23 protein-coding genes are annotated in these 21,068 nt (G+C 65.3%); 14 read left to right on the plus strand and 9 right to left on the minus strand.

The features are described from left to right. Window positions 1-7 precede the first annotated feature (7 nt). The 6 genes from NOV74_RS00900 (at window position 8) to NOV74_RS00925 (ending at window position 5,213) form a co-directional block, all read left to right on the plus strand. Complete coding sequence (locus tag NOV74_RS00900; RefSeq protein ID WP_257308485.1) at window positions 8-877, plus strand: branched-chain amino acid ABC transporter permease; 870 nt, start codon at window positions 8-10, stop codon at window positions 875-877. 10 nt (window positions 878-887) lie between these two features. Further along, window positions 888-1,937, plus strand: a complete 1,050-nt coding sequence (locus NOV74_RS00905; RefSeq protein WP_257308487.1) for a branched-chain amino acid ABC transporter permease — start codon at window positions 888-890, stop codon at window positions 1,935-1,937. Continuing rightward, a complete protein-coding gene (locus NOV74_RS00910) occupies window positions 1,937-2,656 on the plus strand; it encodes an ABC transporter ATP-binding protein (protein WP_257308489.1) in 720 nt (239 codons plus the stop codon). Before NOV74_RS00905 ends, NOV74_RS00910 begins: the two co-directional genes overlap by 1 nt. Next, window positions 2,649-3,353, plus strand: coding sequence for an ABC transporter ATP-binding protein (locus tag NOV74_RS00915; RefSeq protein WP_257308490.1), 705 nt, complete (start codon window positions 2,649-2,651; stop codon window positions 3,351-3,353). Before NOV74_RS00910 ends, NOV74_RS00915 begins: the two co-directional genes overlap by 8 nt. Window positions 3,354-3,363: 10 nt before the next feature. Then, entirely contained in the window at window positions 3,364-3,786 is a 423-nt protein-coding gene (locus NOV74_RS00920; RefSeq protein WP_257308491.1) for a CBS domain-containing protein, read from the plus strand. 149 nt (window positions 3,787-3,935) lie between these two features. After that, entirely contained in the window at window positions 3,936-5,213 is a 1,278-nt protein-coding gene (locus tag NOV74_RS00925) for an MFS transporter (protein WP_257308492.1), read from the plus strand. Window positions 5,214-5,312: 99 nt separating this feature from the next. On the opposite strand, the gene NOV74_RS00930 is transcribed toward NOV74_RS00925, so the two are convergent. The 6 genes from NOV74_RS00930 to NOV74_RS00955 all read right to left on the minus strand — a co-directional run bounded on the left by NOV74_RS00930 (window position 5,313) and on the right by NOV74_RS00955 (window position 11,741). Continuing rightward, window positions 5,313-7,475, minus strand: coding sequence for a S9 family peptidase (locus NOV74_RS00930; protein ID WP_257308493.1), 2,163 nt, complete (start codon window positions 7,473-7,475; stop codon window positions 5,313-5,315). A gap of 46 nt (window positions 7,476-7,521) precedes the next feature. Beyond that, window positions 7,522-8,361 (minus strand): sensor histidine kinase, encoded by an 840-nt coding sequence (locus NOV74_RS00935; protein WP_257308494.1) that lies wholly within the window; start codon window positions 8,359-8,361, stop codon window positions 7,522-7,524. After that, window positions 8,337-9,014, minus strand: coding sequence for a hypothetical protein (locus tag NOV74_RS00940; RefSeq protein ID WP_257308495.1), 678 nt, complete (start codon window positions 9,012-9,014; stop codon window positions 8,337-8,339). Before NOV74_RS00940 ends, NOV74_RS00935 begins: the two co-directional genes overlap by 25 nt. 16 nt (window positions 9,015-9,030) lie before the next feature. Next, the gene (locus NOV74_RS00945; protein ID WP_257308497.1) at window positions 9,031-9,363 is read right to left on the minus strand and encodes a hypothetical protein; all 333 of its coding nucleotides are present in this window, start codon (window positions 9,361-9,363) and stop codon (window positions 9,031-9,033) included. 206 nt (window positions 9,364-9,569) lie between these two features. Then, entirely contained in the window at window positions 9,570-10,880 is a 1,311-nt protein-coding gene (gene pepQ / locus NOV74_RS00950; RefSeq protein ID WP_257308498.1) for a Xaa-Pro dipeptidase, read from the minus strand. Window positions 10,881-10,931: 51 nt separating this feature from the next. After that, the gene (locus NOV74_RS00955) at window positions 10,932-11,741 is read right to left on the minus strand and encodes a menaquinone biosynthetic enzyme MqnA/MqnD family protein (protein ID WP_257308500.1); all 810 of its coding nucleotides are present in this window, start codon (window positions 11,739-11,741) and stop codon (window positions 10,932-10,934) included. Between the two features lie 34 nt (window positions 11,742-11,775). Between NOV74_RS00955 and NOV74_RS00960 the strand changes: the two genes are divergently transcribed. The 4 genes from NOV74_RS00960 (at window position 11,776) to NOV74_RS15265 (ending at window position 14,770) form a co-directional block, all read left to right on the plus strand. Next, window positions 11,776-12,240, plus strand: a complete 465-nt coding sequence (locus NOV74_RS00960; RefSeq protein ID WP_257308502.1) for a methylated-DNA--[protein]-cysteine S-methyltransferase — start codon at window positions 11,776-11,778, stop codon at window positions 12,238-12,240. 42 nt (window positions 12,241-12,282) lie between these two features. After that, a complete protein-coding gene (locus NOV74_RS00965) occupies window positions 12,283-12,795 on the plus strand; it encodes a methylated-DNA--[protein]-cysteine S-methyltransferase (protein ID WP_257308504.1) in 513 nt (170 codons plus the stop codon). A 62-nt stretch (window positions 12,796-12,857) separates the two neighbouring features. After that, the gene (locus NOV74_RS00970; RefSeq protein WP_257308506.1) at window positions 12,858-14,270 is read left to right on the plus strand and encodes a DNA-3-methyladenine glycosylase 2; all 1,413 of its coding nucleotides are present in this window, start codon (window positions 12,858-12,860) and stop codon (window positions 14,268-14,270) included. Continuing rightward, window positions 14,267-14,770 (plus strand): methylated-DNA--[protein]-cysteine S-methyltransferase, encoded by a 504-nt coding sequence (locus tag NOV74_RS15265; RefSeq protein WP_306672250.1) that lies wholly within the window; start codon window positions 14,267-14,269, stop codon window positions 14,768-14,770. The genes NOV74_RS00970 and NOV74_RS15265 overlap by 4 nt, the downstream gene beginning before the upstream one ends. Here NOV74_RS15265 and speD read toward each other — a convergent pair. Then, entirely contained in the window at window positions 14,757-15,119 is a 363-nt protein-coding gene (gene speD, locus NOV74_RS00980; RefSeq protein WP_257308507.1) for an adenosylmethionine decarboxylase, read from the minus strand. The genes NOV74_RS15265 and speD overlap by 14 nt on opposite strands. After that, complete coding sequence (locus NOV74_RS00985) at window positions 15,116-16,354, minus strand: class I SAM-dependent RNA methyltransferase (protein WP_257308509.1); 1,239 nt, start codon at window positions 16,352-16,354, stop codon at window positions 15,116-15,118. Before NOV74_RS00985 ends, speD begins: the two co-directional genes overlap by 4 nt. A gap of 22 nt (window positions 16,355-16,376) precedes the next feature. On the opposite strand from NOV74_RS00985, the gene NOV74_RS00990 reads away from it, so the two are divergent. From NOV74_RS00990 to era, 4 genes are read left to right on the plus strand one after another with little or no spacing between them, the layout of a single operon-like run. After that, a complete protein-coding gene (locus NOV74_RS00990; RefSeq protein ID WP_257308510.1) occupies window positions 16,377-18,080 on the plus strand; it encodes an HD family phosphohydrolase in 1,704 nt (567 codons plus the stop codon). 49 nt (window positions 18,081-18,129) lie between these two features. Beyond that, complete coding sequence (fabZ, locus tag NOV74_RS00995) at window positions 18,130-18,600, plus strand: 3-hydroxyacyl-ACP dehydratase FabZ (protein ID WP_257308511.1); 471 nt, start codon at window positions 18,130-18,132, stop codon at window positions 18,598-18,600. Beyond that, complete coding sequence (gene lpxA / locus NOV74_RS01000; protein WP_257308513.1) at window positions 18,597-19,382, plus strand: acyl-ACP--UDP-N-acetylglucosamine O-acyltransferase; 786 nt, start codon at window positions 18,597-18,599, stop codon at window positions 19,380-19,382. Before fabZ ends, lpxA begins: the two co-directional genes overlap by 4 nt. Continuing rightward, complete coding sequence (era, locus tag NOV74_RS01005; RefSeq protein ID WP_257308515.1) at window positions 19,375-20,307, plus strand: GTPase Era; 933 nt, start codon at window positions 19,375-19,377, stop codon at window positions 20,305-20,307. The genes lpxA and era overlap by 8 nt, the downstream gene beginning before the upstream one ends. Window positions 20,308-20,387: 80 nt before the next feature. Here era and NOV74_RS01010 read toward each other — a convergent pair whose 3' ends face one another. Continuing rightward, on the minus strand, window positions 20,388-21,056 hold the full coding sequence (locus NOV74_RS01010; protein WP_257308517.1) for a carbonic anhydrase: 669 nt from the start codon (window positions 21,054-21,056) through the stop codon (window positions 20,388-20,390). Between the last annotated feature and the right edge of the window lie 12 nt (window positions 21,057-21,068).

Consider the following 21,068-nt stretch of genomic DNA (forward strand, 5'->3'; position numbering starts at 1 on the left):
AGAAACCATGGCCGTCTTCCTTCAATCCCTTATCAGCGGCGTCCTGATCGGTGGCGTGTACGCGCTCATCGGCATCGGGCTCACGCTCATCTTCGGTGTGATGCGGGTCGTCAACTTTGCGCACGGCGACATCATGATGGTCGGGATGTATCTCACCTACCTGCTGTTCACGCTGATGGGCATTGATCCCTTCGTGTCCGTGCTCATCAGCTTTCCACTGATGTTCCTCTTCGGAGGTTTCCTTCAGAAGGTCTTCATCAACCGCGTGCTCAACGCCGTGGCCCAGAACCAGATCCTGTTGACCATCGGGCTCGGCCTCATCATGAGCAACACGGTGATGCTGATCTTCACGTCGGATTACAAGATCCTCACCACCTCGTATTCCTCCTCCACCATCCAGGTGGGCGGCGGGGTCTCGGTATCCGTGCCTCTGCTGGTCTCCTTCCTGATCACGGCCGCCATCACGGCGGCGTTGGGTTGGTTCCTGTTGAAAACCGACACGGGCCAGGCCATCCGAGCCACGGCGCAGGACCGGGATGCGGCGCAGCTCATGGGCATCAACGTCAGCCGTATGTCTGTCATCGCCTTTGGTCTCGGCGCTGCCCTGGCGGGCACTGCCGGCGCGCTGATCTCCCCGACCTACTACATCTTCCCGCAGGTGGGCAGTACCTTTACCCTGAAGGCCTTCGTCATCACGGTGCTCGGCGGCATGGGCAGCGTGGTGGGCGCCACCTTGGGCGGAATCCTCATCGGCGTCACCGAATCCATGAGCGCGGTCTACATCTCATCCGGCTGGAAGGATGTTGTGGTCTTCGTGCTCTTCCTGCTCGTACTCCTCTTCAAGCCCTCGGGCCTGATGGGCAAGTCGCGGACCTGAGGAGATCGACATGACCAAGACCATTCTCAAGGCTGCGATCGGCCTCCTGTTTCTGGCGGCCCTGCTGGTGATTCCCCGGTACGTGGAGAGCCCCTACGCCCTGCACATGATGATCCTGCTCTTTCTAAGTGTGTCCCAGGGGCAGAGCTGGAACATCCTGGGCGGCTATGCAGGGCAGTATTCCGTAGGCCACGCCGCCTACTTCGGGGTGGGGGCCTACACCACCATGATGCTCATGTATTCCAGGCAGGTCGTTCCCTGGGTGGGTGTCTGGGTGGGCGTGGCGATCGTGATCGTGGTGGCGCTCGTGATCGGCAGCATCTGCTTCCGGTTGCGTGGCCCGTACTTCGTGCTGGCCTCCATCGCCGTGGCCGAGATCATGCGGCTTTCCGCCATCAACCTGACAACCCTCACCAATGGCGCCGAGGGCATCCTGGCCACGGAGATTCCTGCTTTCAAGATCGGGGGGCGGGTGATCACGGATTTCCTCACCAAGGTCCCCTTCTATTACATCGGCCTCTTTCTGGCCCTGTTCACCATTGCGATCACATACTGGGTGCAGCACTCCAAGCTGGGCTACTATTTCCAGGCCATTAGGGAGGACCAGGACGCGGCGCATTCCCTGGGCATCCACATCACGGCCTACAAGAACATCGGCCTGGTGATCTCCGCGGTGCTGACCTCTCTGGCTGGCGCCTTCTACGGCATCTATGTGGGGTTCGTCGATCCGCCGACGGTCCTCGGGCTGGATGTCTCCGTCCAGATCATGCTGATCTGCATCATAGGCGGCATGGGGACCATCTGGGGCCCAGTGCTCGGTTCTTTGTTGCTGGTGCCTCTGTCCGAGGCGCTTCGCAGCAACATGATCACCGAGGGCCTGGTGAAGATCGGTTTTGTGAGCGCAGATTCGAGAATCGGGCTCTTCCTCAAGGAGAATCTCGCCCACGCGCATGTCCTGCTCTACGGCATCCTCGTGGTGCTGGTGATCCTCTTCATGCCGGATGGGCTCATGGGCTTTATCAAAAAGTTGGCCCCGCGCCGTAATCGGGAGGCGGTCTGATGGCCATCCTGGAGATCAAAAGCGTCAGCAAGTTCTTCGGCGGCCTGGCGGCCAATTCCGACGTGTCCTTTTCTGTCGAGGAGGGCACGATCATGGGTCTCATCGGGCCCAATGGCGCGGGCAAGACTACCCTCTTCAACTGCATCACCGGCTACTACCCCCCATCCAAAGGGGAAGTCATCTTTGACGGCCGGCGCATGAACGGACTTCAGCCCGACAAGGTCTGCATGCTCGGCATGGTGCGGACCTGGCAGAAGGTGCGACCCCTGGCCAAGCTATCGGTGATCGACAACGTGATGGTGGGTGCCCTCGCCCGTACCTCCTCGCTGAAACACGCTCGGGAACTGGCCATGGAGCAGCTCAAGGTGGTCCGCCTGGAACACCGCGTCGACCTTTTGGCCGGCGGCCTGCCCATCGGCGAGCGGAAGAAGCTCGAGGTGGCCCGGGCCCTTGCCACGCAGCCCAAACTCCTGTTGCTGGACGAGGTCATGGGTGGTCTCAACCCGGCGGAAAGCGAAGAGATCATCCAGCTCATCCTGGACATCAAGCAGCGCGGGCTCACGCAGATGGTCATCGAGCACGACATGAAGGCCATCATGCGCATCTCCGACCGGATCGTCGTCCTCACCTCCGGCGAGAAGCTGACCGAAGGCACCCCCCAGGAGGTGGTGAGCAATCAGGACGTGATCGATGCCTACCTGGGTGAGAGCCATGCTTAAGATCGAGAAACTGAATTTCGCGTATGGCGATCTCAAGGTCCTGTGGGATGTGGATCTGGAAGTGCATGAGGGTGAAATCGTCACCGTGGTCGGCTCCAATGGCGCCGGGAAATCCACCACCCTCAAGAATATTTCCCGCCTTGTCAAACCCACGTCTGGGAGCATCACCTTCGATGGCAAGGACCTCGGCAAGATGCAGCCGCACCACGTGGTTGAAGCTGGCCTGGTGCAGGTGCCCGAGGGCCGCCGCATCTTCCCCGAGATGACCGTCATGGAGAACCTCCGCATGGGGTCCTACGTCAAGGCCACCCGGGGGGATCGTCAGAAGAACATCGACTGGGTGTTCCAGCTGTTCCCGCGCCTCAAGGAGCGGGAGAAGCAACTGGGTGGAACGATGTCCGGCGGTGAGCAGCAGATGCTGGCCATCGCCCGGGGCCTCATGGCCAATCCCAAGGTGCTGCTCCTGGATGAGCCTTCCCTGGGTCTCTCGCCCCTGCTGGTGAAGAACATCTTCGACATCATCACCGGCATCAACAAGGAGGGCGTTACCATCCTTCTCGTGGAACAGAACGTCTACCAATCTCTCCGCATCGCCCATCGTGCCTACGTCATGGAGACGGGCCGGGTGGTGCTCACGGGCCGGGGCGACGAACTGCTCAACAATGAACACATCAAGAAAGCCTTCCTGGGCATGTGAGGAGATCCCGATGACCACTGTCGAAAAGTGGATGACCAAGAATCCCATCACGATCAGCGAGGACGCCTCGATCATCGAGGCCATCCACCTCATGAAAGAAAAGGGCATCCGGCGCCTCCCCGTCATGGCCAAGGGCCACCTCGTGGGTCTGATCACGGAGCGGATGATCAAGGACTACACCCCGGGCAAGGCCACTTCGCTCGACACCTGGGAAGTGCACTACCTGCTCTCCAAGACCGCCGTGAAGGAGGTCATGAACCCCCACCCGCACACGGTCACGCCGGATACGGACTTGGCCACGGCCGCACAGTCCATCCTTGACCACAAGCTCTACGGCTTGTGTGTCGTGGATGCCAAGGGCAAGCTTGTGGGCATCATGTCCGTGGGCGACATGCTCAAGGCCGTGGTGGAGTTCGCCAAGACTCGGGAATAGGCAGGCCAATCAGAAGGTGGGGGCCAGCGCTCTCCCCTTCTTTTGTCATAGGGCAATTGGACTCCGTGATCGTTCCCGGCTGACCCGGTTGACCGCTCCCACGGATTCCCAGGAAGATCGAAGGGCAGTTCCCTTGCCCAGGAGGCACTTTGAGCACAGCTCAGCGTTTGCGCGATATCCGCGACGGATTTGAGCGCCCCTTCTGGGTTGCCAATGTCAGTGAGTTGTTCGAGCGGCTCTCCTACTACGCGGCCTTCGCGTCGCTTGCCCGCTATCTGAACGAATCACTCGGATTTCCGACTCAGGATGCCAGCAGTCTGGCCGGTTTGTTCGGTGGGCTGGTCTGGTTCCTGGCGGCTTTTGGAGGAGCGATTGCCGACCGCCTGGGCTTCCGCCGCGCGCTCTCCCTCGCCTATCTGATCCTCAGCTGCTCCTATTTCCTGCTCGGATCACTCGGGTCTTCCTGGATGGCACCCGTTCGCGGCCTGGTGCCCCTTGGCGCGCTCGTGGCCTTCCTGCTGATGCTGCCCGCGCTCGGCATCGCGCTGGTGAAGCCGGCCGTGGTCGGAACAACCGCGCGAGCCTCAAAGGAAAATGTCCGCTCGATTGGCTACTCGATCTATTACACGCTGGTGAACATCGGCGGCGCCGCCGGTCCCTTTGTTGCGTCGTACGTCCATCGGCACATGAGCGTGGAGAATGTGTTCCGCGTGGCTGCCGTCAGCGTGTTTTTGATGTTTTTCGCCGTGCTGCTGATGTTCAAGGAACCGCGCAAAGCGGGTGATGTGCCGCCGCCCTCCTTGGCGGAAACAGGCAAGAACTTCGTCACGGTGCTCTCGAATCCGAAGTTCATGTTGTTCCTGGTGATCTTCACAGGGTACTGGGTTGTGTACTGGCAGGAATTCATCACGTTGCCCTTGTACGTCGCGAAGTACATCGATCCGAAGGCGGATACGGAACTCCTGTTGATGACCGGCCCCCTGGTGGTGATTTCCCTGACGGTGTTGATCAACCTGGCCACGCAGAAGATCGCCTCGGTGAAGGCGGTCACGATCGGAACCTTGATGTCGTCCCTCGCCTGGATCGTGTTGATCTTCAAGCCGACTGTGACGGGCGTGATCATCACGCTCATTTGCGTCGCGCTGGGGGAGATCGTCCAGTCGCCGCGCTACTACGAGTACATTTCACGCCTCGCCCCTCCGGGCCAGCAGGGCACCTACATGGGCTTTGCCTTTCTCCCCATCGGGCTGGGCTCCCTCATTGGCGGCTGGTTCGGCGGGAAATTGATGCACCATTTCGGCGAAGTGACCCACAAGCCGGCCGGCATGCTCTGGACGATCATCGGGGTGGGCGTGCTCACGGCCGTGCTGTTGTGGGTGTACGACCGACTATTGCCCGCGAAACCGGACGAGGCAACCCTGGCCTGACTATTGTCCAGCCCAGTCGAGACGCCTCATCGGCGTCCCGGCCAGCTGCTGCTGCTTCAGGTTGTCCGTTCCTTGGATCGACGCAAACGGGAAGCCTGATCAGAGGTACTTCGAGAGGAACTCCCACATGGCCTGGAAGCGTGCCCAGTTGTGCTGGGGGGCGCGGGGGCTGTGGTCGGAGCCCGGCAGGGGTACCATCTGGACGGGGAATCCCGCCTTCTCCATGGCGTCGATGAGCATGACGGTGTTCTGGGGATGGACATTGTCATCCAGGGTGCCGTGGAGCAGCAGGAGGCGGCCGGACAGGTTGGCCGCGGCCTTGAGCACGGAGCTGGAGTCGTAGCCCGCCTTGTTGTTGCTGGGCAGGCCCATGTAGCGCTCGGTGTAGATGCTGTCGTAGAGGTGCCAGTCCGTCACGGGCGCTCCGGCGATGCCCAGCTTCCAGGCCTTGCTGTGCGTGAGGCCATAGGTGGTCATGAAGCCGCCGTAGCTCCAGCCGTCCAGGCAGATCCGGTCCATGTCCGCCCAGCCCTGGGCCTTCAGCCAGGCCAGGCCGTCGAGCTGATCCTGAAGCTCCTGGGCCCCCAGGTTGCGGTAGATGCCGTGGGCGCTGGCCAGGCCCTTCCCCGAGGCGCTGCGGTTGTCGCAGATCCAGGTAGCGATGCCCTGTTGGGCCAGGAACTGGAACCAGGGCATGTCCCGGCGCCAGAGGTTCCGCACCTCGGGGGCCATCGGCCCGCCGTAGAGCGTCTGGAACACGGGGTATTTCTTCGCGGGGTCGAAGTCCACGGGCAGGACCAACATCGATTCCATGGGGAAGCCTTCGCGGGTTCTCACCTGCTGGAAACTCACCTTGCCGAGCTTCAGGGCCTTCCAGGCTTCGGCGGGATTGGCGTCGATGAGGCGGACCAGCTTGCCCTGGCCGTCGTGGAGTGCCTGCTGGGGCGGGGTGTGGATGTCACTCCAGGTGTCGAGGAGGGCGGTGAACGCGGCATTGAACTTCACCCGGTGGGTGCCCGGCCGGTCCGTCAGCCGCACGAGGCCCTTTCCGTCCAGCCCCACGCGGTAGGCGTCCAGGCCGATGGGGCTGCGTTCGGTCGCGTCGAAATAGAGTTGCCCAGTCCTGGAGTCCACGCCATGCACCTGCCGGACATCCCAGTCCCCGGCCGTGACAGGGCCGAGCAGCTGGCTCTCCTTGCCGTAGCGGTAGACGTGGTGGCGCCCCGTGCGTCCGGACTCCCACAGGAAGCCCCCGTCGGGGAGGAAGTGGGGCAGGGGCAGCCGCTCCTGCCAGGCGCGGCCGTTCTCGTGGATGAGCAACTGGGATGTGGCCCCTTCATAGCGACGCAGATCGAGCCAGCTCTGGATCCGGTCCTGATGCGTGGCCAGCAAGTGACCGGCCGGATCCCAGCCCACTTGCACGATGAGGGTCTCCTGGCCGGAATAGGGCTCGTCCATCCAGGTGGTGGCCCCCGTGAGGTCCACCACGCCCAGGCGGACGCTGGGATTGGGATCCCCGGCTTTGGGATAGCGGGCCCTCAGGGCCTTCTGGGGCTGGAAGCGGTCATCCATGAGGGTGTAGACCGGCACCTTGGTCTCATCGAGGCTGAGATAGGCCAGGTGCTTGGAATCCGGGGCCCACCAGAAGGCACGGAAGCTGCCCCGGCCGTAGACCTCCTCCTGGTACACCCAGTCCAGGCGCCCATTGAACACGGTCTCTCCGCCACCGGTGGTGAGGCGGGTCTCCTGGGTCGTTGTCACGTCCACCCGATAGAGGTCACTGCCCCGGAGGTAGGCCACCTGGGTCCCATCGGGGCTGAATGCCGGCTCCTCAGGCTTGCCGCCCGCGAGCCGCTTGGCCGTGGCCGCCTTCACATCCACCAGGAAGAGGTCCTCCGCCACGGTCAGCAGGAAGGCACTGTGGTCCTCCTTCCAGATGAAGGCGCCGCGCCCTAGGGCTTCCTTGGCGGCGGCGTCTCCGGCCCCTGCCGCCGCGAGGGCTGACTGGAGGCGGGCGGATTCCAGCAGGGGCTTCCGTTCCCAGGTGGCGGGATTGATCCGATAGAGGGCCACCTGAGCGCCCTCCCGGCGGGTTTCGACCAGGGCTCCGTCCGGCAGCCAGTCCAGGCGCGTGGCTGGCCGACCTGCATAGGCCACTTTCTTCGTGGGATGGGCGACGGCTTCGAGGGTGAGCCTGTCGGTGCCCTGGCCCAGCAGGGTGGGGACGAGGACCAGGCAGGCCAGAAGAGTGCGGACGGACATGGAGACTCCGGGGGATCCTCCATGTATATCGGAAAACGAGGCCTCGTCAGCCCACTGCTTCCTCCAACCGGACTTCCACCCAGGCCAGGGTGCCGGTGGCGAGGGGCACCAGCCCCATTCTGCCTCCCATCAACTGGATGAGGCCCGCGGCCAGAGGCAGGCCGATGCCCAGGCCTCCCCGGCGGCGGCGCAGGCTCCGTTCCTCCTGCTCGAAAGGCTTCAGAAGCCGCTCCCAGTCCACCGACAGACCCGGGCCCTCATCCTCGATCTCGAAACGGAGGTTCCAGGCGGTTCCGTCCGGGCGGGCCGTCATGCGGAATCCTACGGCTCCCCGCTCGGTGAAGCCCACTGCATTGTCCAGCAGGGCCTCCAGGGCCTGGGACAAGCGGGCTGTATCGCAGGCCAGGGGGGCGGGCAAGGCGGCCAGCGCCACACGCGCCTCGAGTCCCTTGGCCTGGGCACGGGCGCCCAGGGACTGCGCCAGGAGGGCCAGATGGGCACTCAGGTCCGCCGCGGCCGGCCGCAGGGTGAGGGTCCCCTGGCCGAGGCTGGCAAAGTCGAGGAGCCCCTGCACCAGATGGCCCAGGCGCGTGGCCGTCTCTTGGGCCCGGTCGAGGATCGCGGCTTGCTCGAGCCCGAGTCCCAGGTCTCGCACCATTTGCAGATTCCCCGCCAGCACCTGCAGAGGTGTGCGCAGCTCGTGGTGCGCGTTGTCCATGAAGGCTTCCTGAGCCAGGCGGAGTCGCTGCTCGGCATCCAGCGCCTTGCGTTGCTCCCGGATGATGCGGGATTTCGCGGAGACCACGCTGAAGAGCGTGAGCCAAGCCAGCACCACCACGGCGGTGGTGGCCAGCACGAACATCAGGACGAGGCGGGTTTCGGACACAGGAAGGCCTTGGCGAGCATGGCTTCGTGGATGGCGTGGATGAAGCCCACCACCACCCACGGGATAAGAACCAGGCGAGGGGGGAGGGACCTGAGGAAGTAGTTCGAACTGGCGTTGAAGATCAGCGTGCCCGAACTGTACACCAGCAGGGCAGAGAGCACCCAGAAAGAGGGCTGGGCGGCCAGCCAGACCTCCTCGGCGGATTCCGACAGTAATTTCAGTTCCTGCGGGACGGCTATGAGATAGACGAGGCACATCACGGAGGTGAAGACCGAATTGCGCCAGGTCGTCCCATCGAGGAAGGCCCCGAAGACTGCGGCCACCAATCCGATGAACAGGTAGGCCCCGTACACAATTTTACGATTCCTGGTCCTGGGCGGTGCCATGAGATACAGCGTCCCGAGCATCCCAGCGAAGACCACTGGCTGTGTCAGATGGCGCAGCCACTGATTGTTCCTGTGGTTCATGGCCATGCCTGTGAAGACGAGTCCCTGGGCCAGATCGAATACCTGAACTTTGGTGTACAGCCGCATCCAGTCCGGATAAAGGTACCCACCACGCCACCGGCCCCACAGGCAGGCGGCGATGGGGGCCAGCATCCACGGGTTCAGGGCGAAGTGGATGATCCGGATGAGGGTCCTGGGTGACGGCAAGGTGTCCGCCCTGAAGCTAGACCGAAGGGCCGAGGGTCGTGCCAGAGCAGATGGGCGGGCAGTCGGTGGTGTTCTGGATGTAGACCGCCTCGGCGCTCGCCACATCAGTGCCTTGGGCGTCCACTGCCACCATCACCATCGTTGGCGAACCGTCGGCGTGGCGGGCGTGGTAGATGCGGATGCCAGCGGCGCCGGGCTGGGCCAGGAGCTGCTCGAAGGCGCTGCGGTTGAAGGCGGAGGCGCGGTGGGCGCCTGCCTCGGCGTGGACGTGATGGTTCCGGACTAGGCTCGCCGCCTCCTCGCGCGAGATGCGGTGATCGCGGGTGGGGTCGAAGGGCTGGGTGGACACAGGGTCACTCCTGGAGGGCGGCCTGGGGGCCTGGATGGGAGGATCGAGAGGATGTCTCCCATCAGACCCGAAGATCTGTCAGCTCACAAGATGAGGCTGTGGCAATCCGTGCGGACGACGCAACCAGACGCCAGGAGGGAATGGCCTGGGCCATATCCCGCCCTTCCGCCGCAGGCGTGTGGTCGGCGGTAGTCCAGATCCGCAGGCTAGCTGGGGAGATGCGGTCGGGTGAGGTTGCGGTGCCCAGTGGGGGTCACCAGCAGGTTGTCCTCGATCCGGATACCGCCGCAGGGGGTGAGCTCGTCGATGAGCTTCCAGTCGAAGCGGTTCTTGTGCTCGTTCTCCCGGAAGGGGCGCAGCAGCATGGGGATGAAGTAGAGGCCCGGCTCCACGGTGAACACTTGGCCCGCGTCGATGGTGCGGGTGGTGCGCAGGGTGGGGTGCTGGGGCGGCGGTGGTGCCATGGTGCCGTCGGGCGCGCCCTGGCGGCCGGCCACGTCATGCACCTGGATGCCGAGGTGGTGGCCCAGACCGTGGGGGAAGAAGGGGCGGCTGAGGCCCTTCTCCACGGCCTCGTCGGGGTCGGCCTTCAGGATGCCGTGGTCTTTCAGCAGGCCTGCAATGGCCAGGTGCCCCTGGTGGTGCAGGTCGCCGTAAGGCAGGCCGGGCTTCACGAGGTCGCACAGCTGGAGTTCGAGCTTCACCATGCCTTCCACGAGGTCGGCGAAGCGGCTGTCGCAGTGGGGCGCGGCCACGGTGCGGGTGATGTCGGCGGCGTAGCCACGCACCTGCGCGCCGGCGTCGATGAGCATGACGTGGCCATTCTTCAGGGTGCGCTTGCCTTCGTAGTGGAGGGTGGCGCCCTTCTCGTTGAGGGCCACGATGCTGCCGTAGGGCATCTCGTGATCCACGATGCCTACGGCCTGGATGTAGGCGTAGTGGATTTCGAGTTCGCTGGCGCCGGCCAGGAAGGCAGCCCTGGCAGCCAGGTGGCCCCGGGCGGCCAGCACCGTGGCTTCCTCGATGTTCTGCACTTCGTAGGCGGACTTGTTGGTGCGGTGCCAGTCCAGACGGGCGGTGAGGCCGACCGGGTTCAGCTCCAGGTTCGCCGCCTCGGCCCGGTCCGTCTCATTGCCGATGTAGGCGGCCCGGTCAGGCGATCCCAGGCGTTTCCAGGCATCTTCGACGGTGCCCACCTCCTCGATGTCGAATTCGGCGGCCCAGAAGGGCGTTCCGAGGGGCAGCTGCTCGTACCAGAAGTCTTCGGGTGCATAGCGGATGAGCCGGGGGCGCTGGCCCGGGCGGACCACGAGAATATGGTGCGGCCCAGCCATGGGGCACCAGTGGGCGAAGTGGGGAACGGAGTGGAAGGGGGCGTCCTGATCATCCGCGAAGTGGGTATAGACCTTGCCGCTGGAGATCACCAGCGTGTCGAACCCCGTTTCGGCCAGGGCTTCGGCGGTGGTGTGCTGGCGCTCGGCGATATGGGCGTGGAAGAGGGAGGCGAGGTCGGTCATGGAGTCCCTTCAGGAATGGTCAGAAGTCGGATCATTGGATGATCAGGGGCGTCAGAGGAACCGCAGGGGTTTCTCTTCGGGGGCGAAGCCGTGGCGTACGGCTTTTTCGAAGAAGAGGGCGAGGCTTTCGCGCTCGGCTTCGCCCAGGGTGTAGCTGATGTTCTCGGTAAGGTACTCGTGCAGCTCGATCTTGGTCCAGCCGATGGTGCGCCGGGCCTCTTCAATGATGGCGGGCAGTTGGGCCTGGCCGATCTCGAAGCTCTTGTGGAAGAAAGAGGCCACCCCGCCGGGCACCGGCAGTTCCGGGGCATCCTTGCGGACCAGCCAGAGCGCGAAAACAAAGGGCAGGCCTGTCCAGGCGTGCCACTCCTCGGCCAGGTCCAACACGAACAGGCCCTGGCGGGGGGCCCGCATGGCGGAGTCGCCGATCATCAGGGCCGCATCGTTCGCCTCGAGCATGGCGGGGAGATCGGGGCCCATGTCGGTCACGGCCGGGACCACCCCGTAGCGCTCCCGGAGCAGCAGCTGGGCCAGCACCACGCTGGTGCGACTGGAGGTGTCCAGGGCCAGGGTCTGGATCTGCTCGGGCGGAACTTTAGAAAGGATCACCACGCTGCGCACCCGCTTGGGGGAGGCGATGCAGAGACCGGGAACGATGCGGAGGTCGGGGATCCTCAGATACTCGATGGAGCTGACGATGCCCGCGTCCACCTCCCCGGACCGCAGCCGATCGGCGCAGGCGGAGGGGTAGTGGAACTTCAGGTGGAAATGCTCCCAGCCGAGGCCGTGCTTGAATCCATGGTTCAGGGGGGCGGCGTTCAGATAATCGATGATGGACAGGCGGAATGGTTCAGTGGCCATGGCAACAGTCTACCGACCCTGCGATGATTCCCTGATGGTCCTCTGGCATTACGAGCTCAATACCCCGATGGGGCCGATGCGTGCCGCCTTCGACGGCCGGGGAAGGCTGCGGGAGTTGGCCGTGGAGGGGCTGGATCCGCGGAAGACCAGCCCCCTGCCGCCCAAGGAGCAGCGCGAGGCCAAGCGGTACCTGGACCGTCAACTCGAAGCCTATTTGGCGGGCACCCTGCGCACCTTCACGGTGCCGGTGGACCCCCAGGGCTCACCCCTGCAGCTGCGGATCTGGGACACCGTGCGGACCATTCCCTATGGCCAATACCGGCTCCCCGGCGATCTCGGCGCCTGGCTGGGGGTGGACGAGGAACTCATCGTCATGGCCTGCGTCGCGAACCCCATCATCCTGCTCGTGCCCACCCACCGGGTGGCCCTGCCCGGCGAGGGGGCCCTTCCAAAAGCCCTGAGGGAACTGGAATCGGGCATGGGTTGGCGGAGACCTTGATCGGTTTTAACAAAAAACCGTGATTCTGCCATCCTGGTGCCCATGAACGGGCCCTTCCATCTGCTGTCCACGCCCCTGGGTGACCTGGGCGCGGCCTTTGATGGCGCGGGACATCTGGTTCGGCTGGATCGCCTGCACGGGCGCCCACCGCTGGCTCCCGCTGGCCCTGTCCCGAAGAGCCTGCCCTTCCTCAAGCGGCAACTGGATTCCTATTTCTCGGGCAACCTCCGGGACTTCAACATCCCCATGCTCGCGGCGGGCACAGATTTCCAGCGGCGGGTGTGGAAGGAACTGCAGAACATCCCCTACGGCCAGACCATCTCGTATTTGGAACTGGCGCGGCGCCTGGGGGATGAGAAATGCATCCGCGCGGCGGCCCGGGCCAGCGGGGCCAACCCCATTGCCATCCTCATCCCCTGCCACCGCGTCATCGGGTCCGATGGATCCCTGGTGGGCTATGCCGGCGGGCTCGATATGAAGGAGTTCCTCCTGCGACTGGAAGGTGCGCTGCCCAAGGCCCCGCCTCAGCCCCGCCTGCCGCTGGAGTGGGACTGAGAAATAATTCCGGCGCCGCCCATCGGAGGACTTCCCCCGCCTGGGCTCCTAGCATGGGATTCATGCGCTGGTCGGACGAGCACCTCTACGAACGGATCCTGGCGAAGGATGCCTCCTTCAACGGGCGGGTGCTCACGGGTGTCCTGACCACCGGGATCTACTGCCTGCCCTCCTGTCCGGCGCGGAAGCCCCTGGCCCGAAACGTGCGGTTCTTCGCGGACGAGGCCACGGCACAAGCGGCGGGCCTCCGCCCCTGCAAGCGCTGCCGGCCCGATGCCTTCTACCGGGGCGAGGATGCGGACCTGGCCCGGCTGGAAGACGCCATGGCCCAGGCGGTGGCGGATCCTGCGGCTTTTCAGGAGGCAGGTGCCCTGGCGGAAGCGGCAGGGGTCGGGCTCACCAAGCTGAAGCTCTTGTTCCGGGACCATGCCCACACCCAGCCCGCGGCGTTCCTCCAGCGGGCCCGCATCCAGGCCGCCTGCGCCCGGCTGGATGCCGGCGAAGGATCCCTCCTGGACCTGGGTGCCGCGGTGGGATTCGAAAGCCCTTCGGGTTTCCACGAAGCCTTCCGGCGGCAGACCGGCCTCGCGCCAGGAGCCTATCGCGACATGCTGGGCTCGGATCGATTCACCCTGCCGCTGCCAGAGCGCACCCGGCTGGACGACCTGCTGCGGTTCCATGGCCGCGATCCCGAAAGCGTCTCCGAGCGAGTGGAAGGCGCCACCCTGCGCAAAGCCGCCCATTTCGCCGGGAAGCCGGGGGTGCTGAGCCTGGCTTTCGATTCCGGGAGCGTGTCCGTGTCCCTGGAGGGCGCCCACGGGGCCAGCGCCATGGCGGAAGCCCATCGGGCGGCCCTGCGTCTGCTGGCCTGGCACGGGGATCCGGCCCCCTTTGAAGATGCGCATCCGACCCTGGCCCGAAGCCGGGAGGGCCTGCGCGTGCCCCTCACCCTGGATCCCTTCGAGGCCCTGGTCTGGGCCATCCTGGGCCAGCAGGTGAACCTGGCCTTCGCCTACGCCCTCCGGCGCGATCTGCTCCGCCTGACGGGCACGCCGGTGGGTGACCTCATGGCCCATCCCGAGGCCAAGAGCATCGCGGCGCTCGATATCGGAGAGCTGCTGGCCCGGCGGTTCTCGCGGCGCAAGGCAGAGTACCTCCTGAATGCAGCAGGGAAGGTCGCTCAGGGGGAGCTGCGGCTGGAGGGGCTGCTCACCGCCACTGGAGCCGGGAAAGCGCTCTTGGCTTTGCGGGGCTGCGGGCCCTGGACGGCCCAGTACGTGCTGATGCGTGGCCTGGGCTTCCGGGACTGCGTGCCCGTGGGGGATGCGGCCCTCACCTTGGCCCTGCAACGCTGGTTCAAGCTCGACGCGCGTCCTGATGGCCCGGCCACCACCCGTCTGATGGCACCCTTCGCGCCCCACCGCAGCCTGGCCACCTTCCATCTCTGGGCCAGCCTGAAAGGAGTACCCGCATGACCGGGATTCATCGATTCGATACTTCGCTTGGTCTGCTTCAGGCTGCATTTGATGCCGACGGTGCCGTGATCTACCTGGGCTTCGCGGACCACGAATTCCGCGAGCCCCTGCTGGCAAAGCTGGCCCGGCTGAGCCCGGTTATGGAACCACCCGCCAGGGCTTTGGCGCACCTCCGGGAGCGGCTGGAAACCTATGCGGCAGGCCACCGGGCGGCTTTCGACGTGCCCTTCCGCCTCCACGGCAGTCCTTTCGAGCAGCGTGTCTGGGCCGAACTTCAGCGCATCCCCTTCGGCGAAACCCGCAGCTACGGCCAGCTGGCCGCGGCCCTTGGCGATCCGAACCTCAGCCGGGCCGTGGGCCGGGCCAACGGCGCCAATCCCATGTCCATTCTCGTGCCTTGCCACCGGGTGATCGGTACCAGCGGCAGCCTGACGGGTTATGCGGGCGGCCTGGGGATGAAGGAGCGGCTGTTGCGGCTGGAGGGTGCTATCCGAGGTTGACCGCCCGCAGAGGCCCGCGTTCCAGCGCCATCCGGGTCTCGTCCGTGGCGCCAATGGCGGCGCGGAGAACGGCCAGACCCCGGTCCATGTCCACGGGCCCGCAGCTGAAGAAGTCCACGGCGGCGAAGCAGTGCTCGGGCCAGGTATGGATGGCCAGGTGGCTCTCGGCGATGATCACCGCCCCGCTGATTCCGTGCGGGCTGAAGTGGTGGAAGCTGTGGGTGACGATGGTGGCACCGGAGGCCCGGGCGGCCTCGAGCATGGCGGTGGTGATCCTCGCCAGATCCGCGAGGATGGTGGCATCGCAGCCCGTGTATTCCACGAGCAGGTGACGGCCCAAGGCGGTCACGGCCGCTTCACCAGCAGTGCCACGCACTCCACGTGGCTGGTAAGGGGGAAGAGGTCCAACACCGCCAGCTTTTCGAGGGTCCATGCGGCTTCCAGGCGCTTCAGGTCCCGGCAGAAGGCGGCGCCATCGCAGCCCACTAGCACCAGCGTTCCGGCCCCGGCGGTGCAGAGGCGGTCGCTGAGCGCGGGTTCGAGGCCGGCTCGCGGGGGGTCCAGCAGGATCACGTCATCCGGTCTGCCCAGGCTTTCGGGCACCCACTCCGCCACATCGCCCACCAGACAGTCCGCCGGCAGGCCCAGAGCCTCCAGGTTGCGGCGGGCCCAGGCCACGGCCGCTTCGCCGGATTCCACCAGCACGCGCTGGTCGAAGCGCTTGCCGAGCAGGGCGGAGAAGAGGCCCACGCCGCCGTAGAGGTCGTAGAGAGTACGGCCCTTCACATCCCAGCCTTCGAGCAGGCCGCGGAAGGCCTCCGCCGCCCAGGGCGGGCTCACCTGGAAGAAGGCGCCGGGCTCGTGACGCAGGGTGATCCCGCCCAGCCGCTGGGAAAGAGGTTCTTCGCTGCGGTGCCAGCCATCGGGTTCCAGGCGCCAAGTGCGACCCCGCTCATCGGTGGCGAGCACCTCGTTCGCGGGCGTGCCGGTGGCCAGCTCCCACCGACCTGGGCGGGAGGTGAGGATGTGCGCTGCCAGGGCTTCCTGGAGCCGCGGAATGGCCTGGGACAGGGGTTCGGCAGCGGCGGGACAGGCGGAGACAGGCACCAGCGCGTGGCTGTGGCGGCGGAAGTAGCCGAGGGCGGTCCCATCCCAGTGAAGCTGGATGCGGTGGCGGCGGGCCTCCGCGGGGGCAGGATGCCAGTCCCAGGCCACCTCGCCGCCAAGTTGGCGGCGCAGGAGGTCCGCGACCATCTGCCGCTTGAGGTCGGAGGCGTGGCGACCCGCTTCCCAGAGGTCGCAGCCACCGCAGGTGCCGGCCACGGGGCACTCCGCCGTGGCGCGACGGGGATCCCGGGTGATCCAGCGGGTGACGCGGCCTTCGCCATGGCGGGCCTTCCAGATGACGGTGGCTTCCACCACCTCGCCGGGGAACAGGGCGAGGGGGGCCTCCAGCAGCAGCAGGCGACCGTCGGCCTCGCGGCCCACACCCTTACCGCCCCAGGCCAGGCGCTCGACGGGGCCCTGCCAGGTTTGGGTGGGGACGGGGGAATTCCGATATGCTGGCGGGACTTTCGCCTTCATCCTTTTGGAGCCTGATTCCGCCTTGCGATTCACGATTGCCGTCCCCCCAGAGCACCGTAGCATCCTCCTGGGTCGTGCGGCCGGAGAGATGCGCCGGGCCATGGTCTTCGTGGCCGGCGGTACCGCGGATGTGGTCCTGGGGCTGCCGGGAGACGGAACCTTCGCGGACTGCGAGATCTGGCCAGGCACGGAGGCGGCGGAGGCCCTGGTGCGGTCCGCCTGGGCCCGCCTGCAGGACCGCCGGGACATGGAACGGCTCCATGAAGTGGGCCGTGCCCTGGTGTCGGAACAGAATCTGGACCGCCTGTTGGACCTGATCCTCACCAAGGCCCGGGAATTGTTGCTGGCCGAGGCCGGGTCCATCTACCTGCTCACCGGCGAGGAGGATCGTCCCGAACTGCTCTTCGCCCATACCCAGAACGCCAGGGTGAGCCTGCCCTTCCATCGATTCGCCATGCCCATTTCCCGGGAAACCCTGGCGGGTTTTGTGGCTCTCAGCCAGGAGAGCCTGAACCTGCCGGACGCCTATCACATCCCGGCGGAAGCACCCTACCACTTCAATGACAGCTACGACCGCCAGGCCGGCTACCGCACCACCTCCATCCTGGTGGTGCCCATGCTCGATACGGAAGGGCAGGTGCTGGGCGTCCTGCAGCTGCTCAATCGCCAGGAGGAGGACGGGCGAGTGGTTGCCTTCACCTCTGCCGACCAGAGGCTGGCCCAGAGCCTGGCTGGACAGGCGGCGGTGGCCGTGAAGAACGCCCAACTGCGGGAGGAGATTGAGCGGCTTTTTGAAGGCTTCGTGGCAGCTTCCGTGACGGCCATCGAAGCGCGGGACCCGGTCACCAGCGGCCATTCGGGGCGGGTGGCGGAGCTTACGGTGGGGCTGGCGGAAGTGGTCAACGCCACGCCCAATGGCCCTTACGGTAACTTGGCCTTCACGGACCGCCAGCTGCGGGAACTGCGCTATGCCAGTCTGTTGCACGACTTCGGCAAGGTGGGGGTCCGCGAGCAGGTGCTGGTGAAGGCCAAGAAGCTGGACCCCGGCCAGCTCGAAATCATCCTCCAGCGCTTGCGCCAGCGTGAGCTAGAGGAGGCCCTGGACGCCCTGGCCCGGGCCTGGAAGGGCGGGGGGAGCACCGCCCTGTGGGAGCGCACCCTCCAGGATCGCCAAACCGAAGCGGAGCGACTCATCCACCTGGTGCGCCAGAGCAATGAGCCCACCGTGATGGCCCAGGAAGTGGCCGAAGGCCTGGGTCTGCTGGAGGACCTCACCTTCACCCACTGGAGCGGCGAACGCCGGGCCCTCGTGGAGCCAGCCGACCTGGCCAGCCTCCGGATCCGCCGGGGAAGTCTCTCCGAGGCCGAACGCCTGGAGATCGAGAGCCATGTCACCCACACCTTCCGGTTCCTGGAGCGCATCCCCTGGACCCGGGACCTAGCGGGCATTCCCGACATCGCCTACGCCCACCACGAGCGCCTGACAGGCCGGGGCTATCCCCGGAAGCTGGCGGAACCGGAAATTCCGGTCCAGAGCAGGGCCATGGCCATCGCAGACGTCTACGATGCCCTGACCGCCCAGGACCGGCCCTACAAGGGGGCGGTGCCGGTGGAGCGGAGCCTGGCCATCCTGGACGAAGAGGCCCGGGAGGGGGCCCTGGACCGAGGTCTGCTGGACCTCTTTATCGAGGCCCGGATCTACGAGCGGACCGCCCGGAAAGCCTGAGACTGGAGGCCAGGGGCCTAAGCCGGTAGGCTAGAGGATTGGAGTGCTCATGTCGGAACGCGAACCCCGAACGATCGATCTGCAAGGAATCATGGATCTGCTACCCCACCGGTATCCGATCCTCTTGGTGGACCGCATCCTGGATTTCGAGCCCAAGCAATGGATCAAGGGGTTGAAGAACGTCAGCTTCAACGAAGCGGTCCTCCAGGGGCATTTCCCCAGTCGCCCCGTCTACCCGGGCGTCTACATCATCGAGGCCATGGCCCAGACCGGGGGCTGTCTGCTGCTCCAGGAGATCGAGGACCGGGCGCGGAAGGTGATCTACTTCATGGGCATTGATGCGGTGAAGTTCCGTAAGCCGGTGTTGCCCGGCGACCAGATGGTGATGGAAGTCAAAGTGATCCACCTTAAGGGCCGGATCTGCAAAATGCGCGGCGAGGCCTTCGTGGATGGTCAGAAGGTCGCAGAAGCCGAATTCATGTCCATGCTGATGGACCTGGCTGAGGGAGAAGGACGATGAGCGCTCAGATCCATCCGAGCAGCGTGGTGAGCCCGGAGGCCCGGTTGGGCGAGGGCGTGGTCGTGGGTCCCTTCTGTGCCATCGAAGGCAATGCGGTCATTGGCGCCCGCACCGTGCTGCGCAGCCACATCGTCATCGGCCCCCACACCGAGGTCGGCGAGGACAATGACATCTACCCCCACGCCACCCTGGGCATGGGCCCCCAGGACCTGAAGTTCAAGGGCGCACCCACGCGCCTGGTGGTCGGCAACCGCAATGTGATCCGTGAGGGCTGCACCCTTCATCGGGGCACCGAAGGCGGCGGCGGCCTCACCACCCTGGGCGACGACAACTTCCTGATGACGGGATCCCATGTGGCCCACGACTGCCATGTGGGGAACAAGAACATCTTCGCCAACTGCGCCACGCTGGCGGGCCACGTGGAGGTGGGGGACGGCTGCAACATCGGGGCCTTCTCCGCCGTCCACCAGTTCTGCCGGGTCGGCCACCACGCCTTCATGGGTGGTTTCACCGTGGCAACCCAGGATGTGCTTCCCTTCATGAAAACCGCCGGCGCCCGGGACACCAAGAGCTACGGCGTGAACACCATCGGCCTGCAGCGCAAGGGTTTCCCCGTGGAGGTCGTCGAGGGGTTGAAGAAGGCTCACCGTCTTCTCTTTCACTCGGGACTGCTGCGGGACGAGGCCATGGCCCAGACCGAGAAGGAAGTGGGTCATATCGCCGAGGTGGCCTACCTGCTGAAGTTCATCCGGGAAGCCAAACGGGGCGTGCATCGTGGCTGATCAGCCCGAGACGGGCCCGCACCGGCGCCACGCCACCCTCGCCATCATCGGCCTTCCCAATGCCGGCAAATCCACCCTGCTGAATGCCCTGCTGGGGCAGAAGCTGGCGGCCACGAGCCAGATCCCCCAGACCACCCGCACCAAGGTGCTGGGCGTGGTGAACCGGGGTGATGTCCAGCTGGCCTTCCTCGACACGCCGGGGATCCACCTGCCCAAGCACGCCTTGAACGAACGCATGATGGCCCATGTCGAGCAGGCCCTCGAAGAAGCCGACCTGCTCCTGTGGATGGTGGACGCGGATGACTACCTGGGCACGGGTGAACACGCTCTGGCCAAGCGCCTGCGCAAGCTGGGCCGACCCACCTACCTGCTGCTGAACAAGATCGACCTGCTCTCCAAGGGCCGCCTCCTCGAGAAGATCGCCACCTACAAGGATCTGATGCCCTTCAAGGAGATCGTCCCCATCGGCGCTAAGATGGGGCTGAACCTGGATCCGCTCTGGGCCCTCCTCGAACGGGATGCAACCCAGCCCGGCTGGCCCTACGCCGAGGAAATCTTCACGGACCAGACCGAGCGGTCCCTGGCCGCGGAGTTCATCCGTGAAAAGGTGCTCCGGAAGACCCGGGAGGAAGTCCCCCACGGGGTGGCGGTGCTCATCGAGCAATGGATCGAGGCGGGCCATGCGGACTACCCAGAGGATCTCGGTCCCGAAGGCGTCTTCATCGCGGCGCGGATCCTGGTGGATCGCGATGGCCACCGCAAGATTCTTCTCGGTAGCCAGGGTGAGATGATCAAGGACATCCGCCAGAGCGCCCAGCGCGAATTGAGGAAGCTCCTTCAGCGCCCCGTGCGCCTGGAACTGTTCGTGAAGGTGGACGAAGACTGGCGGGACCGTCCCGATCGGTTGGACCGACTGTCCATCTAATACGACCGTGGCATAGCCGCTTCACCGGAGCCTCGCTTCGCTGGCCTGCCCCGCAGGCCGCTTCGCCATCCGGTGATCGGCTAGATCGAGAGATCCGTCGCGCGGTGCTCGGGGTCGAGCGGCGCGAGACCCTCCGTCCCGGTGACCGAGGTGTACTGGCCGCGGTCCGGATCGAAGGCGAAGACCTCACCGGTCTCAATCTTGTAGACCCAGGCGTGCAGGTGCAGCAGGCCGGCAGCGACGGCTTTGGCGACAGAGGGGTGGCTGCGCAGGTTCTCCAGCTGGACCAGGGCATTCTCCTCGACCGTGGCATGGAGCAGCTGGTTCCCATGGAGGTGGCCGTAGCTCTCCCACATGATCTGTTCGGTCTTCCGGGCATGGGCCAGCCAGGCCTTGGTGGCCGGCAACTCGCCCAGCTGGTCGGGCTCCAGCAGAGCCTTCATGGCCCCGCAGTTGGAGTGACCGCAGACGATGATGTCCTTTACCTGAAGGACCGTGACGGCGAACTCGATGCCCGCGCTCATGCCACCCATGTGTTCGTACGGGGGGACGAGGTTGCCAACGTTGCGCAGAATGAACAGCTCGCCTGGCTGGGTCTGCGTGATCAGGTTCGGGCTGATGCGCGAGTCCGAGCAGGTGATGAAGAGGGTTTCCGGTGCCTGGTCTTTGTCCAAGCGCTCGAAAAGCTCTTTGTGCGAGCTGAAGATCTGGGTCTGGAACTGGTGGATGCCTTGAACGAGCTTCTGCATCCGTCCAGTTTA

Source organism: Geothrix fuzhouensis (genome assembly GCF_024609325.1).
Lineage (GTDB): Bacteria > Acidobacteriota > Holophagae > Holophagales > Holophagaceae > Geothrix > Geothrix fuzhouensis.

What these genes read in the sequence shown, in the direction of transcription:
- NOV74_RS00900 (WP_257308485.1), top strand. Translation starts at nt 8, where the DNA reads ATGGCCGTCTTCCTTCAATCCCTTATCAGCGGCGTCCTGATCGGTGGC.
- NOV74_RS00985 (WP_257308509.1), bottom strand. Translation starts at nt 16,354, where the DNA reads ATGAAGGCGAAAGTCCCGCCAGCATATCGGAATTCCCCCGTCCCCACC.
- NOV74_RS01010 (WP_257308517.1), bottom strand. Translation starts at nt 21,056, where the DNA reads ATGCAGAAGCTCGTTCAAGGCATCCACCAGTTCCAGACCCAGATCTTC.
- NOV74_RS00960 (WP_257308502.1), top strand. Translation starts at nt 11,776, where the DNA reads ATGGTCCTCTGGCATTACGAGCTCAATACCCCGATGGGGCCGATGCGT.
- NOV74_RS00955 (WP_257308500.1), bottom strand. Translation starts at nt 11,741, where the DNA reads ATGGCCACTGAACCATTCCGCCTGTCCATCATCGATTATCTGAACGCC.
- fabZ (WP_257308511.1), top strand. Translation starts at nt 18,130, where the DNA reads ATGTCGGAACGCGAACCCCGAACGATCGATCTGCAAGGAATCATGGAT.
- NOV74_RS00965 (WP_257308504.1), top strand. Translation starts at nt 12,283, where the DNA reads ATGAACGGGCCCTTCCATCTGCTGTCCACGCCCCTGGGTGACCTGGGC.
- lpxA (WP_257308513.1), top strand. Translation starts at nt 18,597, where the DNA reads ATGAGCGCTCAGATCCATCCGAGCAGCGTGGTGAGCCCGGAGGCCCGG.
- NOV74_RS00910 (WP_257308489.1), top strand. Translation starts at nt 1,937, where the DNA reads ATGGCCATCCTGGAGATCAAAAGCGTCAGCAAGTTCTTCGGCGGCCTG.
- NOV74_RS15265 (WP_306672250.1), top strand. Translation starts at nt 14,267, where the DNA reads ATGACCGGGATTCATCGATTCGATACTTCGCTTGGTCTGCTTCAGGCT.
- NOV74_RS00930 (WP_257308493.1), bottom strand. Translation starts at nt 7,475, where the DNA reads ATGTCCGTCCGCACTCTTCTGGCCTGCCTGGTCCTCGTCCCCACCCTG.
- NOV74_RS00915 (WP_257308490.1), top strand. Translation starts at nt 2,649, where the DNA reads ATGCTTAAGATCGAGAAACTGAATTTCGCGTATGGCGATCTCAAGGTC.
- NOV74_RS00905 (WP_257308487.1), top strand. Translation starts at nt 888, where the DNA reads ATGACCAAGACCATTCTCAAGGCTGCGATCGGCCTCCTGTTTCTGGCG.
- NOV74_RS00970 (WP_257308506.1), top strand. Translation starts at nt 12,858, where the DNA reads ATGCGCTGGTCGGACGAGCACCTCTACGAACGGATCCTGGCGAAGGAT.
- NOV74_RS00920 (WP_257308491.1), top strand. Translation starts at nt 3,364, where the DNA reads ATGACCACTGTCGAAAAGTGGATGACCAAGAATCCCATCACGATCAGC.
- pepQ (WP_257308498.1), bottom strand. Translation starts at nt 10,880, where the DNA reads ATGACCGACCTCGCCTCCCTCTTCCACGCCCATATCGCCGAGCGCCAG.